Origin of the sequence: Ralstonia edaphi (genome assembly GCF_958350185.1) — a bacterium.
In the GTDB taxonomy this organism is placed as follows: domain Bacteria; phylum Pseudomonadota; class Gammaproteobacteria; order Burkholderiales; family Burkholderiaceae; genus Ralstonia; species Ralstonia edaphi.
Window position 1 is genome coordinate 83595 of the sequence record NZ_CATWHI010000007.1, and the last position, 14130, is coordinate 97724.

Below are 14130 nucleotides of genomic sequence, written 5' to 3' on the forward strand. Positions count from 1 at the left end.
AAACGTCAGGCGACGGAACGAGCGACGGCGTCGGCCGGAAGCCAGGGTTGCAGCGCCGCCCGGACCTGAGCGATATGGGCGTCGATGGTCTCGGTAGATGCATCGTCGGCGTCGTGCAGCACATGCGGCGGCTGCCATTGCATGCCGCACAGCGCTGCCGTCTGCTGCAGCGGCAGCAGGAACATGTCGAACGTGTGGCCGTGAATGCCATCCACGTTGTAGGAATGTGCGCGCCCCCCGGTGGTGGCGAGCACCATCAGATGCTTGCCGCGCAGCGCCGTGCCGCCGGGGCCGTAGGCCCAGCCCATCTCGAGCACCACGTCGATCCACTCCTTGAGCAGCGACGGCGTGGCGTACCACTGCACCGGAAACTGGAAGATGATCAACTCCGCTGCTTCCACCGCCTCCTGCTCGGCACGCACATCGATGTCGAAATCCGGGTAATGCCAGTAGAGGTCGTGCATGGCCACGCCGGGCAGGCTGGCGAGCGCACGCGCGAGCGGCTTGTTGGCACGCGAGCGGCGCGGCGCAGCGTGCGCGTAGATCACAAGAATGCGCGAGGACGTCATGGAAAATCAGGAGGCTGGGGCGTCTTGATGGCGCATCTTCGCACGGCTATTGTGAAGCGGCGTTACGAACCAAGGATTGCGCTTCGACGGAGATGTAGCTTGCACGACACGTGGAAAGCGCAACGGTCCTCGCTTTTGCGCGCCGCAGCATTTACGTTGTTGCTACACCACACCGGGTAGAACGGCGCGGGGATGCGCTAAATCAAGGATTTACCGGGAAATCCCTGGGAAAGTCTGACACCAGACTTACGGGGAAACCCTGATTGCACTACAATTGCATGGTGCGTTGCACAACACTCAGTTGCACCCGATTGAGTGCCCCGGAGGTGCCATCCGCGCCTCCGACTCATCACTTCGCTGCCCTCCATTGAAAGGCGCGATCAGAACAGGAACCATGTCGTGAACCCGCTCGAACTGAGCAAGGCCATCGGGGTCGTCACCCAGGACGACATCGACAAGACGGAAGCAGCGCAAGGCGCGCCGCGTTCCACCGTGCTGGTGCGCGAGCTTGCCGCGCACCACCGGTCGCGCCTGCTCAAACATCTGCTCGCGCTCGGCGAGGAAGACCGCCTGCTGCGTTTCGGCCAGGTGGTCCGGGATCACGTCATCGAGGCGTACGTCGACAGCATCGATTTCGACCACGACAAGGTCTTTGGCGTCTACAACGAGCGCCTTGAGCTGACCGGCGTGGGCCACCTCGCCTACCTGCGCGACAACCCGCAAGGACGTGTGGCGGAGTTCGGCGTGTCGGTGTCGGAATCGGCACGCGGCAAGGGCGTGGGCAGCGCGCTGTTCCAGCGTGCCGCCATGCACGGCCAGAACACCAAGGTGCGCACGCTGTACATGCACTGCCTGTCGCGCAACGCAGCCATGATGCACATCGCCAAGAAAGCCGGCATGCGCGTCCAGTACGCCTATGGCGAAGCCGATGCCTACCTCGAATTGCCGCCCGCCGACACGATGAGCCTGCTGACCGAGGCCATTGACGAGCAAGTGGCCGATCTCGATTACATGCTCAAGCGCAACCTGCGCGACGTGCGCCGCTTCGGTCAGCGCTTCTGGCGCTCACTGGTGCCACAAAAACGCACCGTGTGATTGCACCGCTCAGCAAAGAAAACGCCCGGCTTCCACCGGGCGTTTTCTTTTGCGTGACGCATTTGGATTGCCCGCAATTTAATGCAAGCCATTTCATCAAAATAATATCTGCAGAAAATCGCATCGATTTTTCAGCATCCATTTTGTGATGTTGGTTCGACGCGGCATTACGCATATTGGGTAATTTGAATTAAATCCCTCAAGCTCCAGCCGCCCCGCTCGATAGAGCAGTCGTGATCGATTATGACGGGGACAAACATGCGCTTTTCCAAAATGAAGGTGGCCACCCAACTGGCGTGGGGTTTCGGCTTGACGATGGGGCTGCTCGTGCTGCTCATGGCATTCAGCCTGCAGCGCATGTCGGATTTCCGGCGGCTGCTGGAAGACACCACGGAAATCAATGCCGTAGAAGCCAAGCTGGCCGCAAAAATGTATTCGAGCGTTACCGAACGCGCATTGGCTTATCGGAATATCGTGCTGCTGGAGCAGCATGACGAAATTCAGAGCGAACTGAGCCGCATCGAAAAACAGGAAGGCCAGTACAGCGAGGCTGACAGCAAGCTTGGCCGCATGTTCGACACGCTGGCGGACACCACCACCGAAGAGAAAGCGCTGCTCGCGCAAATCCGGCAGCAGGCCGAACTTGCTGCGCCGTTCGCAACGCGGGTCAAGGCGCTGGTCGCGGCCGGCCACAAGGAAGACGCGTACAAAGTCCTGCGATTCGAATTCCGCCCCGTGCAGCGCGCCTGGTGGGATCTGCTCGGCAAGTTGCAGGCGTTTGAAGAAAAGCTCAACGACGAAAACACCGCCAAGGCCAAGTCGAGCTATGTCGACAGCCGCAACTGGCTGCTTGCGCTGAGCGTGCTGGCACTGCTGGTGAGCCTCGCGGCGAGCGCGCTCATCACGCGCGGCCTGCTGAGCAAGCTTGGCGGCGAGCCCGGAACGGTGGCCGACATCGCCAGCCAGATCGCTGGAGGCAATCTGGCGGTGGCCATCCCGACGCGCAGCGACAACGAGGCAAGCCTCATGCACGCCATGAAGCGCATGCGTGACAGCCTCGCGACGATTGCCGAACAGGTGCACACCAGCACCGACACGCTGGCCACGGCATCGGAGCAGATCGCCACCGGCAACTTCGACCTGTCGACCCGCACGCAGGAACAGGCTTCCGCGCTGGAGGAATGCGCGGCGTCGATGGAAGAACTCAACGCCACCGTCAAGCAGAACGCTGAGCACGCGCGGCACGCCAACCAGCTCGCCGCCACGGCCGCCGAGGTCGCGACACAAGGCGGCACGGTGGTGGCGCGCGTGGTGGATACCATGGGGGCAATCAGCGAATCGGCACGCAAGGTGAGCGAAATCATCGGCGTGATCGACAGCATTGCGTTCCAGACCAACATCCTCGCGCTCAATGCTGCCGTGGAAGCAGCGCGCGCCGGCGAGCAGGGGCGCGGCTTTGCCGTCGTCGCCAGCGAGGTGCGCGGGCTGGCGCAACGCTCGGCGACGGCAGCCAAGGAAATCAAGCTGTTGATCAGCGATTCGGTCAACCACGTGGATGCGGGCAACACCCTCGTCGAGCAGGCCGGCACGACCATGCAGGACGTCGTGACGAGCATCCACCGCGTAACCGCCATCGTGACCGAGATCATGGGCGCGACCGACGAACAGGCCAGCGGCATCGACCAGATTCACCGCGCCATCACGCAGATGGACGAAGTCACCCAGCAGAACGCCGCGCTGGTTGAAGAAGCGGCCGCGGCGGCGGAATCGATGCGCGAGCAGTCGAGCCGACTGGTGGGTGTGGTGAGCGTGTTCAAGCTGGCCAACCCGGCGAAAGCGGCAGCACCTACGGCGCGCATCGGCTATCACCAACCCGCCCTGTTGCCGGCCTGAGCCGGAGGACGCCACGATGAAATCTGCCCTTTCGTCCTGCGCCGGCCCCGCCGCACGCAATGTCTACTGGCATGCCGGCGGCGTAGCCGACGAGGCCCGTGCGCACCAGTTTGGCCATGCGCCGCTCACCCTGTGGCTGACGGGCCTGAGCGGCGCGGGCAAATCCACGCTCGCCTATGCCCTGGAGAAGCGCCTGTACGAAACATGCCAGCGCTGCGCCGTGCTCGATGGCGACAACCTGCGTCATCACCTGAACCACGATCTCGGCTTTACCGAAGCCGACCGCACCGAGAACCTGCGCCGCGCCGCCGAGGTGGCACGCCTCATGAACGACGTCGGGCTGATCGTCGTGACCGCGTTCATCTCGCCGCTGCGTGCCGATCGCGAGATGGCGCGCGAGATCATCGGTGCAGACCGGTTTGTGGAAGTACACGTCTGCACCGCGCTGGATGTGTGCGAGGCCCGCGATCCGAAGGGACTGTACGCCCGGGCGCGCGGCGGGCAGATCCCGCAGTTCACCGGCGTGTCGTCGCCGTATGAGGCACCGGCGGCGCCGTCGCTGCGGCTCGATACCGGCGCCATGCCGCTGCAGGCGGCCACGGCCGCGCTGCACGCACATTTGTCCGCCTGGCTGGACACCCGTCAACCGGAGACCGTTCGATGACCGCCCTTCCGCGCCCCGTCCTGATGATTCCGCTGCGCCGCTGCGGCAGCCACGCGCTGCGCCTGCGCCTGAATTTCAACCCGGCGTTCTACGCGCCGTATCCGCTGCACATCGTCGACTTCATGCCGCTGGTGCCGCTGTACGGCAACCTGGAAGACGATCGCGCCTACTTCCGCTTGGTGACCGACGTGATCGGCCTGCAGGCGGCGAGCATGGTCAAGTGGCCCGGCATGGTGTTCGATCCGGTGGAGGTGTTCGAGGCCCTGCGCGACCAGCCGCGCAGCGTGCACCGCGTGGTGTGGGAACTATTGCTGCGTGCGGGCGCACAGCACGGCGCGCGCGTGGTCATGGACAAATCGCTCGACAGCGTGCACTACGCCGCCGAGCTGATGACGCTCTTTCCGGACATGCGCTTCCTGAACGTCGTGCGGGACCCGCGCGCGCAGGTCGCGTCAATGAACCGCGCGATCATCCACGACTTCGACACGCTGCTGAACACGCAGACCTGGGTGGCCGCACACCGCGCCGCCAACGCGCTCATCGCCCAGTACCCGGAGCGCACCTGCACCATCCGCTATGAAGATTTCCTGATCGATCAGGAAAGCACGTTGCGCCGCGTATGCGACTTCCTGGAGATCGATTTCCTGCCGCAGATGCTCGATGTGTCCCGCTCGGCCGAAGCGCGGCAGATATCGCGGTTGTCTGCGTTGTGGACGTCCAACTGCTTCGCACCCATCACCGCCAATATCGACAAGTTCCACCAGCAGTTGTCGATGGATGAAATCACGCTCATCGAAACCCTGGCGCGCGACGACATGGCCCGTTACGGCTATGCCCCGTTGACCGCCGCCAACGCCCGCGTCGAAACCCATGCACTGGAAGCCGCGCGCATGCAGTCTGAAGCTGGCCGCCAGGCGGCGTGGCGCGCGCTGGAAGCTGACAACTACCGTGATTTCGTCCTGCGCCGCCACCGCGCTGATTTTTTAGGCAGCGTGCGCGAACGGCTCATGCTGCAAGCGATGACGACCGCAGCCATCAAACCCACGGCGTCGCATCGGCTGGAGGCGCTGGCTGACCCGGCCGCGTTTGAGGTGACCGACTAGGGGTCAGCTAGCGGCATTGTCTTCATCGGCGCGGGCGGCGCTCTCGACATTGGCAGACATGCGCTGCAGCACGACGCGAAAGCGCTCCAGATCGGCTGCATCGATACCGGCGCGCAAACGCGCGTCGTACGCGATGGCCGCATCCCGAAGCTTGAAGAACAGCGCCCGCCCTGCATCCGTCAGCGCTACCTGATGGACCCTGCGGTTGTCCGGCAGCGGGCTTCGCATCAATAGGCCGTCCTTTTCCATGCCGTTCAGATGATGCGTGAGCGTGGGCCCTTGCACGCCCACCGTGGCCGCCAGCTCAGCCTGGGTACGGTGCTCACCTGCCATCAGCGCCTTCAGGATCAGCCACATCGGCAGCGATCCGCCCCGTTCCTGCAATGCGTCGTCAAACGCGCGGGCCGTCGTCTTGGCGGTCTGGGCGAGGAGGAATCCCACAGGAATGCCATGGGCTTGCTTTGGCTTCATGTTGGCCTATGATAGATATCGAATCATTCGATGTCAAAGAGTAGTCCACGCCAGATGGACCCCGAGTGTTCGCCCAACCCGCAGTTCAAATCAGGAGTCACCATGCAATTCAGTTGGATTCTGTTGATTGCGCTTCACGCCATGGCCACAGTGTTCTGGACCGGTTCCACCTTCATGCTCGCCCGCACTGGCGGTGCCAATGCCGATGTCATGTTTCGCCCGCAGATGGGCGCGGCAACGGTGGCCGTGCTGACGGGCCTCGGGCTCGGCGCGATGGACCACGCCGGGCTGCTCGGCTGGCCGCGCACCGTGCTGATGATCGGCGCCCTGGCGGCCGTCGCGGCGGCCGGCGTGCAAGGCGCGCTACGTAGGCGGCCCGCACTGGCGCATCGCGTTGCAGCGCCGCTGTTGGCTGTCGCCCTGGTGTGCATGGTCATTGCCCGTTATGTCGGCTGAAGGAGGTTCGCCATGATTGTGCTTGATCACACCATCCTGCGGGTACGCAACGCGGCCCGCGCGGTCGACTTCTATACCCAGGTGCTCGGCTTCGCGCACGAGGGGCAGATGGGTCCTTTCGATGTCGTACGCGTGAACGACACCTTCACGCTCGACTTGCGCGAGGTCGACGAACTCCAGAGCGAACATCTCGCCTTCAGCATGGACCGCGCGTTGTTCGACACCATCCACGCGCGGCTGGTGGAACGCGGCATCGCGTACGGAGGCTCGCCGTTCGACCGACGCAGTGGACAGGTCGGACAAAGCTTTGGCGCGCGCGGCATGGCCGCATCGATCTACTTTGACGATCCCGACGGCCACGCGCTGGAGATCCGTGCCTATCCGGATCCGACTGTCACCGCCTAGGGCAATTGCGTGCTTGTCAGCCGCGCGGGTGTCTTCTCTACGATGAGGATGCGGCACCTCTCGCTCTCCAGTGGCGGCCATCTGCGTCGCCCGCGAGCCGATGCCGAGGCAAGAAGGAGACGAAGATGAAGACACCATCCGCGCAATCGATGCTGCTGACCGCAGCCGTGCTGCTCGTCCTGGGCGCCGCGCCCGCTGCCGCCCAGGACGCCGCCATGGGCGACATGACGATGATCAACCCATCGGCCCTGAAGTGGGTCGACGCGCCGCCGGGCTTGCCCAAGGGCGCCAAGCTGGCGGTGCTCTACGGCGACCCGGGCAAGGACGGCCCGTACGTCGTCCGCCTGAAAGCGCCAGGCGGCTACAAGGTGCCCCCGCACTGGCACACCCAGACGGAGAACCTCACGGTGATCTCGGGCACGCTATACCTGGGCAGCGGCGACACCATGGACATGGGCGCCGCGCATGCGCTCAAGACCGGCGGGTTTCACAACCTGCCGGGAGGCATGCATCACTACGCCTTCACCAAGACGGCAACGGTCGTGCAGATTCATGGCACGGGGCCGCTGGACGTCAAATACGTCAACCCGCAGGACGATCCGTCGGCCAAGCAGTGAAGCCTGACGCGCCAGCGTCGATGATCGCCAGCGGCCGGCAAGGTACATAAACAGCCGTTAACACGCCGCCGACGGGCGCTGGCTACCATGCCCCTCCACAGGTCAAGCAACCACGGAGGGGCAGATGGTCACCAAGGCCCAGGCGAAGCCCAAAACCGATTTCGAGCGCTGGCAGGATTACATCAACACCGCGGCCCAGCACCCCGACCGCTGGAACGGCTACGACTGCGACATCCAGGCTGCGGTGGCGGAATACAACCGCCACCTGATGGGCAACGCGGGCTATCTGCCGCTGGACTGGCAGGTCGTCAAGGCGATGGTGTGGGTCGAGACCGGCGCCGATTCGGAAGCGTGGTCCACCCGGCCGATGCAGATCGGCAACCTGGGCGACCCCGCCTTGAATACCCTGCTGCGCGGCGAAGAAGGCAGCGACCTCATCGTCCCCCCGGCCATCCGCACCCGGTTGAACGCGGGCCTGGCCCGAACGGTGCCGGCGTGGAACATCCGTGCCGGCGTCGGCTACCTGCTCACGCGCATGGCAAAGTTCGACGTCCGGAGCGTGCGCGATGCCGACGACAAGGTCTATGAAGTGGCCGTCAAGGCGGGCGACAGCTTTGACAAGATCGCCCGCGCGCAAGGCTCGACCCTCGCGGAGATGCGCGCGCTCAACCCGAACGCCGCAACACTGAAACCCGGGCAGGTGGTCAAATACCGCAAGGCCGCCATGCGCAAGGTGATCAGCGGCTGGCGCCCCGTGACGACGCAGAACATTGCCGTGCTGTACAACCACGGCGACGCCGCGTACATCCGGAAACTCGATTACGTGCTCACGCTCATCCCGAAGATCGGAACCGCCGCATGCAAGTAGGCCGCCTCCTTATCGCCGTATCGCTGCTGGCTGCGCAATCGGCCATGGCAGCAGATGCCCTCACCGGAACCTTCCGCGGTGACGGCCGCGCCTGCTACGGCGCGTTGTTCCTCCGCCCGAAAACCATCGAATGGAACGCCAGCTTCTTCAAGTGCGGCCCGACGCGCTACAAGGTGATCGAGCAGGACCTGTCGGGCGAGCATCCGCACGCGGCGTTCAAGATTGAAGACCACCGCAAGCGCTGCGGCCTGGCCGTCATCGAGGTCTCGCGCTACAGCGAGTTCTCGTGGAGCGTAAAGGGCTACCCAACGATGGAGGCGTACCAGAAGCGCGAAGAACCCGGCTGGAAGGATTCTGCCGACCCAGAACGCCAGATCGCCCTGTGCGGCATGCGCAAGGAATAGCGCAGCGAACGCGCCGCCGCCATGCAGCCGCTCCAACGCTTCGCCCTGGAGAAACACAGCGGCCCGTATGAGCAGTGGCCCACGCGCACGCGTGTGATTGTGGATGGCGTTCCGCACCCGACGCTCGCCATCCCCGGCTACGAGCTGCTCCGGCAATACCAGACGGACCTCGGCTTCGTCCTCATCACCAATTACGACTGCCCGTTTGAAGAGGCCGTCTCCGTCACCCTCGTCGCGCCCGACCTTTCACGTGCGATCAGCACCGGCACCATCGGCGCGGCGTACTACACGTTCTGGCTGGACGAGGTGGAGTGGATCGACGCGAACCACTTCCGCCTGACCTGCGAAGACGCCGTGGGCGACTGGCTGGTGACGCTGCGCGCCCGGCACATCCCGGTGTTATCTCCGGCCGTCTTCATCAAGCGCCGCGTGGCGCCACCGGTCGAACCTGCGGTGTAGAGTGAAAGCCGCCTCCCTCACCGACACCCGCATCGCCATGACCGACGACGAAAGCGCCATCCGCAACGTGGTGGCCACCTGGCTCGCCGCCAGCAGAACCGGCGACATCGATACCGTGCTCGGCCTGATGACCGATGACGTGCTGTTTCTCACGCCGGGCCAGCCGCCCTTCGGCAAGGACGCCTTCGCCAGGATGTCCAGCGGCATGAAGGACGTGCACATCGACGGCACAAGCGATATTCAGGAGGTGCAGGTGTTTGGTGACATCGCTTACTTGCGCAACGCGCTGCGCATCGTCATCACGATGCCGGATGGAAAGGAGGTGCAGCGCTCGGGGCAGACGTTGACGATTCTGCGGAAAGAGGCGGATGGGAAGTGGCGGTTGGTGCGGGATGCGAATTTGGTGATGGCAGACTCTGCAAACTGATACCGACATGGTCTTCCTAGCAATCAGCCCTGAAGGTTTGCAACGCGCGCTACAACTGGCAAGCGAGGCGAATCTGCCAATCTGGTGCGGAACGGATGCAATATCCGACGACTACGGCAAACTCGCCGGTCGCAACGTTTCGCGGTTTGTCTATCCGCTGCGCGGCGCCTCTGCCGAAGCGCTGCAAGATGCTATCGATACGATCGCAGAGCATCATCCTGGTGAGCCCGTTTGGGTAGAGCACCTGCCGCCCACCTGAACCTTGATGCCATGCGACTTTCACTAGAACTACTTTGGCGTGACCCAGATGACGGCATGCTCGAACTGCGGCTGTCCATCGAAGGCGAGCACCAGTCGGTTGTCGCCGATTTCTACGACTACGCAGATGAACTCAAGAAATGGGGCGCGGGACTGATGACGTTCCCTACCGGCGTCAACGAAGAGATCGCTTTCGAGAAGGGCGCAAAGGACGGAAGCGCCTATCTTTGGCTGGCTGTACGAGCGTTCGTAGCAGATGGCGTCGGCAATACCGCCCTTGAAATCGAATACAAAAAACCGGGCAACCGCTTGCACCTCGAAATCGTGCGCTTTGCGATCTCGGTGGAGGCCGCGACGATCAATCGCCTGGGCGCCGCACTGAAAAGTTGGGAGCCCACGGAACATGAGCCTTTGGTGTTCAGGGATAACGCGCCCGAAGTCGGCACCGTTTAGCCGCGCCGTATCAGCATCCCCGCCAATCGCTGGAACGCGTCAATCGCATCGACAATACCTCTCACGAATGCCGGAGCGTTGGTGCGCGCCCTGATGCCGGGCTCTGAGCGCAAAGGTCCACGCATCCGCCGCGCATATCGGCCCAATGTGTGCAGCGTTCGTGCCTTGGCTCCCTGCTTGTCGCGCTTACCCAATAGACCGCCGAGCGCGGCAGTTTTGGCCTCATGTGTCGCCCTCAAACACCTGAATTCGCTTGCATGAGAGCGACGCCTCGCCGTCAAACAGCGGCGTGCGGGGCTCAGAGGTCCGCACGCCGCCCAAAAACATCCAATCCATCGGCCCTCCGAAGCCCACGCTTCGGCATCAAAGACACGAAGTCATCGAGTTGAGGCTGACGTTCCGCCGTCAGACGGTCGAAGCCGTCTGTCAGAGGTCGAAAATTTCGACCTCTGACTGCGGAATGCGAGTGTTTGAGGGTAGCGTTCCACCCCCAGCGATTCAGGCTCGAACAAGGAAGGCCCACGATCGGACCGCTGAGGTGCGTGATCGGCGGTTTAAGCCTCGATGGCGCAGCTACCCAATCCCTCAAACCACCACCGGCAACGCCGTCGTATCCTTGATCCGCTCCAGCGCAAAGCTGCTCTTCACATCGATCACTGCCGGGTGGGCGAGCAGCTGGTCGCGAATGAAGCGCGCGAAGTGCTCCATGTCTTCCACAAACACCTTGAGCAGGTAGTCCATCTCGCCGGTCATGGCATAGCACGTGACCACCTCGGGCCATGTCGCCACCGCAGCGCGAAAGATGTCGGAGGGCCCTTTGCCCTTGGGCGCGCCGCCCTGCTTTTCCAGCCGCACATTGATGTACGCCGACAGCCCCAGCCCGATCTTGGTCGGGTCGAGCAGCGCGGCGTATTGGCGGATCACGCCACTCTCCTCCAGGCGGCGGATGCGTCGCAAGCACGGGCTGGGCGACAGATTCACCCGCTCGGCGACTTCCAGATTGGTGAGGCGGCCGTTGTTCTGCAGGACCTCCAGGATCTTGCGGTCGATCTTGTCGAGTTCCACTTTATTCATTTTGTTGCTCCGCACCAATTAATTCGGCAATTTTCTTGCGCAAATTTAGCAAGGTGGGCACAACTTCGCAATTTTTGCTTGGACGGACACTCCTACACTGCGAGGATCGTCAAAGACCTGAGCGCTCCAGAGCGCGCCCCCACAGGAGACTCACCATGCAATTCACGCCTTGGGAAAACCCGATGGGCACCGCCGGTTTCGAGTTCATCGAATACGCCGCGCCGGACCCCGTTGCCATGGGCAAGCTGTTCGAGAACATGGGCTTTACCGCCATCGCGAAGCACCGTCACAAGAACGTGACGCTGTATCGCCAGGGCGAGATCAACTTCATCATCAACGCCGAGCCGGATTCGTTCGCGCAGCGCTTTGCGCGCCTGCACGGCCCGTCGATCTGCGCAATCGCGTTTCGCGTGCAGGACGCCGCGTTCGCCTACAAGCGCGCGCTGGAACTGGGCGCCTGGGGCTTCGACACCCACAGCGGCCCGATGGAGCTGAACATTCCGGCCATCAAGGGCATCGGCGATTCGCTGATCTACCTGGTCGATCGCTGGACCGGCAAGAACGACGCCAAGGCCGGCGACATCGGCAACATCAGCATCTACGACGTCGATTTCGTGCCCATCGCGGGCGCCAACCCGAACCCCACCGGGCACGGCCTGACCTACATCGACCACCTGACGCACAACGTCTACCGTGGCCGGATGAAGGAATGGGCCGAGTTTTACGAACGCTTCTTCAACTTCCGTGAAGTGCGCTACTTCGACATCGAAGGCCAGGTCACGGGCGTGAAGAGCAAGGCGATGACGAGCCCGTGCGGCAACATCCGCATCCCCATCAATGAGGAAGGGACGGAGAAGGCGGGTCAGATCCAGGAGTACCTGGACATGTACCACGGCGAGGGCATCCAGCACATCGCGCTCGGTTCGACCAACCTGTTCAACACGGTGGACGCGCTGCGCAGCAAGGGCATCAAGCTGCTCGACACGATCGATACGTATTACGAGCTGGTCGACAAGCGCATCCCCGGCCATGGCGAAGACGTGGCGGAGCTGAAGAAGCGCAAGATCCTGATCGACGGCGCCCCGGGCGATCTGCTGCTGCAGATCTTCTCGGAAAACCAGCTTGGCCCGATCTTCTTCGAGTTCATCCAGCGCAAGGGCAATCAGGGTTTTGGCGAGGGCAACTTCAAGGCGCTCTTCGAGTCGATCGAACTCGACCAGATGCGCCGCGGCGTGCTCAAGGCCGACGATCAGCCTGCCTGAAGACCCTCAAACTTCAGGCGTGCTGTACCCGCACCCCGATGGTTCGCCACCGGGGTGTTTTTTTGCGCCACCGGTCTTGCCGCCCTCTTGAGAATCCGGACCGGCGCGGGCAATAAAAACGGCGCCCGAAGGCGCCGCTTGCGTGCGGAGATTCAAACGAGGTGTCACTCGCCCCTCGTCGCCGACGGACCGCCCGGCATGGCCGCGCCTGCAGGCGTGTTCTTCTGCGCCTTGCGGGCATCGTGACGGGCCTTCATATAGGCGCGGATCTCGTCTTCGGTGATCTTGCCGTCGTGGTTGGCGTCGATCTGGTCGAAGTTCTTCGCCAGGCGCGGCATGCCGGCCTGTACTTCGTCCTTGGTCAGGCTGCCGTCGTTGTCCTTGTCGGCCGCCTTGAACTTGGCGTCAAAGCGCTGCGCCATCTTTTCATGCATCTCGCCCTTGTGGGCCTTGTGCCATGCGGCCAGTTCGTCCTTGCTGAGCTGGCCGTCGTGGTTGGCATCGATCTGGTCGAAGTTCTTTTCAAGCCACGCGTGGCCCTTGGCCTCGTCGCGCGACACCTGGCCGTCGCCGTTGGTGTCGATGGCCTTGAAGCCGCCTTGGTGGCCCATCCTGCCGGCGCGGGGGCCGGCTTGCGGCGCAGCCGGCGCGGTGGCGGTGGCCGGCGCCTGCGCGCTGGCGGCGGGGGCGCTGGCATCCTGGGCGCGGGCGTTCATGCCCGACATGGCCAGAAACAGGGCCGAGGTGGCGAGGAAGGCTTGGACAGCACGTTTGTTGGTCATGGTCAGCTCCTTTTCACATGGACTGTGTAGCGGATTAGAACCCGACAATGCCAGCGCGTTGCCTGCTTTTACACGCTGTTACCCCAATGACATGCGCTGTAATATGCGCCCGCCAACGCATGTCGAGCCGCAGCATGCGGCGACACGCTTATTGGTCGGCGCCCGGCTGGGGGGTATCGCCCTTGCGCGCAGCGGCCGCTGCCCGGTGGCGCGGGCCGACGATACCGCCGCCCTGGTTGGCAGGCTCGTCGCCCGTGTTGATCTGCGCGGGCGCGATCGGCAGCATGGCGCCCGGCATGGCCGTGTTGGCCGGGTTGTTGACCACCGGCGGCGCAGGCGACGTTGCCGGCGGCATGGCGGGCGTCGACAACGGCGCTGCAGCGCCTGCAAGCGGCAGCGGCATCGCCGGCGCATTGCGATTGGCCGGCGACACCCCGGCCACGGCGCTCGCCGGCAGCGGGATCTCCTGGCGCGCGCCGTTGCGCTCGATCACCACCGAGCGCGCCTTGATCTCCACCAGCTTGAGGTTGGACGACAGCGACTTGCCGGCGCGCACCGCCTGTGGCGCGCCACCGTCCACCGACACGATGGCCGCGCCGGAGCCATCGGCCAGATCGGCCACTACGCCCATCACCTGCACATCGCGCGGGCCGTTCTGCGGGCCGCCGCCGAAGAGCGTGACGGCCGCGCCGGTCTCCAGCGCATCGGTCTGCGCCACGCGGGCCTCACGCGGCGCGCCCAGCGAGCGCAGCGACGACAGCGTCAGCACCCAGTGCGTCAGGAGCGCACAGAGGGCAGCAAACAGTACAAGGCTGAGCAGGCGGGACGACTGTCGAGCGTTCATGAAATGGGCGGGGCACCGTAGGAATA

19 protein-coding genes are annotated in these 14130 nt (G+C 63.8%); 14 read left to right on the plus strand and 5 right to left on the minus strand.

Features of this window, described 5'->3' with window-relative positions; genetic code table 11:
- Positions 1–5: 5 nt before the first annotated feature.
- On the minus strand, positions 6–569 hold the full coding sequence (kefF, locus tag R2669_RS21675; protein WP_316901998.1) for a glutathione-regulated potassium-efflux system oxidoreductase KefF: 564 nt from the start codon (positions 567–569) through the stop codon (positions 6–8).
- Between the two features lie 399 nt (positions 570–968).
- Between kefF and R2669_RS21680 the strand changes: the two genes are divergently transcribed.
- The 4 genes from R2669_RS21680 (at position 969) to R2669_RS21695 (ending at position 5324) form a co-directional block, all read left to right on the plus strand.
- Positions 969–1664 carry a GNAT family N-acetyltransferase gene (locus tag R2669_RS21680; RefSeq protein WP_027680412.1) on the plus strand — a complete coding sequence of 232 codons (696 nt, stop codon included), beginning with the start codon at positions 969–971 and terminating at the stop codon, positions 1662–1664.
- A gap of 258 nt (positions 1665–1922) precedes the next feature.
- Positions 1923–3557 (plus strand): methyl-accepting chemotaxis protein, encoded by a 1635-nt coding sequence (locus tag R2669_RS21685; RefSeq protein ID WP_316901999.1) that lies wholly within the window; start codon positions 1923–1925, stop codon positions 3555–3557.
- Positions 3558–3573: 16 nt separating this feature from the next.
- Positions 3574–4221 (plus strand): adenylyl-sulfate kinase, encoded by a 648-nt coding sequence (gene cysC, locus R2669_RS21690; RefSeq protein WP_147216645.1) that lies wholly within the window; start codon positions 3574–3576, stop codon positions 4219–4221.
- Positions 4218–5324 carry a sulfotransferase family protein gene (locus R2669_RS21695; protein WP_316902000.1) on the plus strand — a complete coding sequence of 369 codons (1107 nt, stop codon included), beginning with the start codon at positions 4218–4220 and terminating at the stop codon, positions 5322–5324. The genes cysC and R2669_RS21695 overlap by 4 nt, the downstream gene beginning before the upstream one ends.
- Before the next feature lie 3 nt (positions 5325–5327).
- On the opposite strand, the gene R2669_RS21700 is transcribed toward R2669_RS21695, so the two are convergent.
- Positions 5328–5795 carry a MarR family winged helix-turn-helix transcriptional regulator gene (locus R2669_RS21700; RefSeq protein WP_316902001.1) on the minus strand — a complete coding sequence of 156 codons (468 nt, stop codon included), beginning with the start codon at positions 5793–5795 and terminating at the stop codon, positions 5328–5330.
- A gap of 102 nt (positions 5796–5897) precedes the next feature.
- Here R2669_RS21700 and R2669_RS21705 point away from each other — a divergent pair, with 102 nt between their 5' ends.
- From R2669_RS21705 to R2669_RS21745, 9 genes are all read left to right on the plus strand, one after another.
- Positions 5898–6251 (plus strand): hypothetical protein, encoded by a 354-nt coding sequence (locus R2669_RS21705; RefSeq protein ID WP_316902002.1) that lies wholly within the window; start codon positions 5898–5900, stop codon positions 6249–6251.
- A gap of 12 nt (positions 6252–6263) precedes the next feature.
- The gene (locus tag R2669_RS21710) at positions 6264–6656 is read left to right on the plus strand and encodes a VOC family protein (RefSeq protein WP_147216653.1); all 393 of its coding nucleotides are present in this window, start codon (positions 6264–6266) and stop codon (positions 6654–6656) included.
- Positions 6657–6781: 125 nt separating this feature from the next.
- Entirely contained in the window at positions 6782–7273 is a 492-nt protein-coding gene (locus R2669_RS21715; RefSeq protein WP_147216655.1) for a cupin domain-containing protein, read from the plus strand.
- Between the two features lie 124 nt (positions 7274–7397).
- Positions 7398–8141 (plus strand): LysM peptidoglycan-binding domain-containing protein, encoded by a 744-nt coding sequence (locus R2669_RS21720; RefSeq protein WP_147216657.1) that lies wholly within the window; start codon positions 7398–7400, stop codon positions 8139–8141.
- Entirely contained in the window at positions 8132–8545 is a 414-nt protein-coding gene (locus R2669_RS21725; protein ID WP_147216659.1) for a hypothetical protein, read from the plus strand. Before R2669_RS21720 ends, R2669_RS21725 begins: the two co-directional genes overlap by 10 nt.
- A gap of 21 nt (positions 8546–8566) precedes the next feature.
- A complete protein-coding gene (locus tag R2669_RS21730) occupies positions 8567–9004 on the plus strand; it encodes a hypothetical protein (protein WP_316891654.1) in 438 nt (145 codons plus the stop codon).
- A 37-nt stretch (positions 9005–9041) separates the two neighbouring features.
- On the plus strand, positions 9042–9431 hold the full coding sequence (locus tag R2669_RS21735) for an SgcJ/EcaC family oxidoreductase (RefSeq protein ID WP_316902003.1): 390 nt from the start codon (positions 9042–9044) through the stop codon (positions 9429–9431).
- A 7-nt stretch (positions 9432–9438) separates the two neighbouring features.
- On the plus strand, positions 9439–9690 hold the full coding sequence (locus R2669_RS21740; RefSeq protein WP_147216666.1) for a hypothetical protein: 252 nt from the start codon (positions 9439–9441) through the stop codon (positions 9688–9690).
- 56 nt (positions 9691–9746) lie between these two features.
- Positions 9747–10142 carry a hypothetical protein gene (locus tag R2669_RS21745; RefSeq protein ID WP_147216668.1) on the plus strand — a complete coding sequence of 132 codons (396 nt, stop codon included), beginning with the start codon at positions 9747–9749 and terminating at the stop codon, positions 10140–10142.
- A gap of 585 nt (positions 10143–10727) precedes the next feature.
- On the opposite strand, the gene R2669_RS21750 is transcribed toward R2669_RS21745, so the two are convergent.
- Positions 10728–11216 carry an Lrp/AsnC family transcriptional regulator gene (locus R2669_RS21750; protein ID WP_027680403.1) on the minus strand — a complete coding sequence of 163 codons (489 nt, stop codon included), beginning with the start codon at positions 11214–11216 and terminating at the stop codon, positions 10728–10730.
- 155 nt (positions 11217–11371) lie between these two features.
- Here R2669_RS21750 and hppD point away from each other — a divergent pair, with 155 nt between their 5' ends.
- A complete protein-coding gene (hppD, locus tag R2669_RS21755; protein ID WP_116576992.1) occupies positions 11372–12478 on the plus strand; it encodes a 4-hydroxyphenylpyruvate dioxygenase in 1107 nt (368 codons plus the stop codon).
- Positions 12479–12642: 164 nt separating this feature from the next.
- On the opposite strand, the gene R2669_RS21760 is transcribed toward hppD, so the two are convergent.
- On the minus strand, positions 12643–13260 hold the full coding sequence (locus R2669_RS21760) for an EF-hand domain-containing protein (protein ID WP_316902004.1): 618 nt from the start codon (positions 13258–13260) through the stop codon (positions 12643–12645).
- Positions 13261–13408: 148 nt separating this feature from the next.
- Positions 13409–14104 carry a type II secretion system protein N gene (locus R2669_RS21765; RefSeq protein WP_316902005.1) on the minus strand — a complete coding sequence of 232 codons (696 nt, stop codon included), beginning with the start codon at positions 14102–14104 and terminating at the stop codon, positions 13409–13411.
- Positions 14105–14130 lie beyond the last annotated feature (26 nt).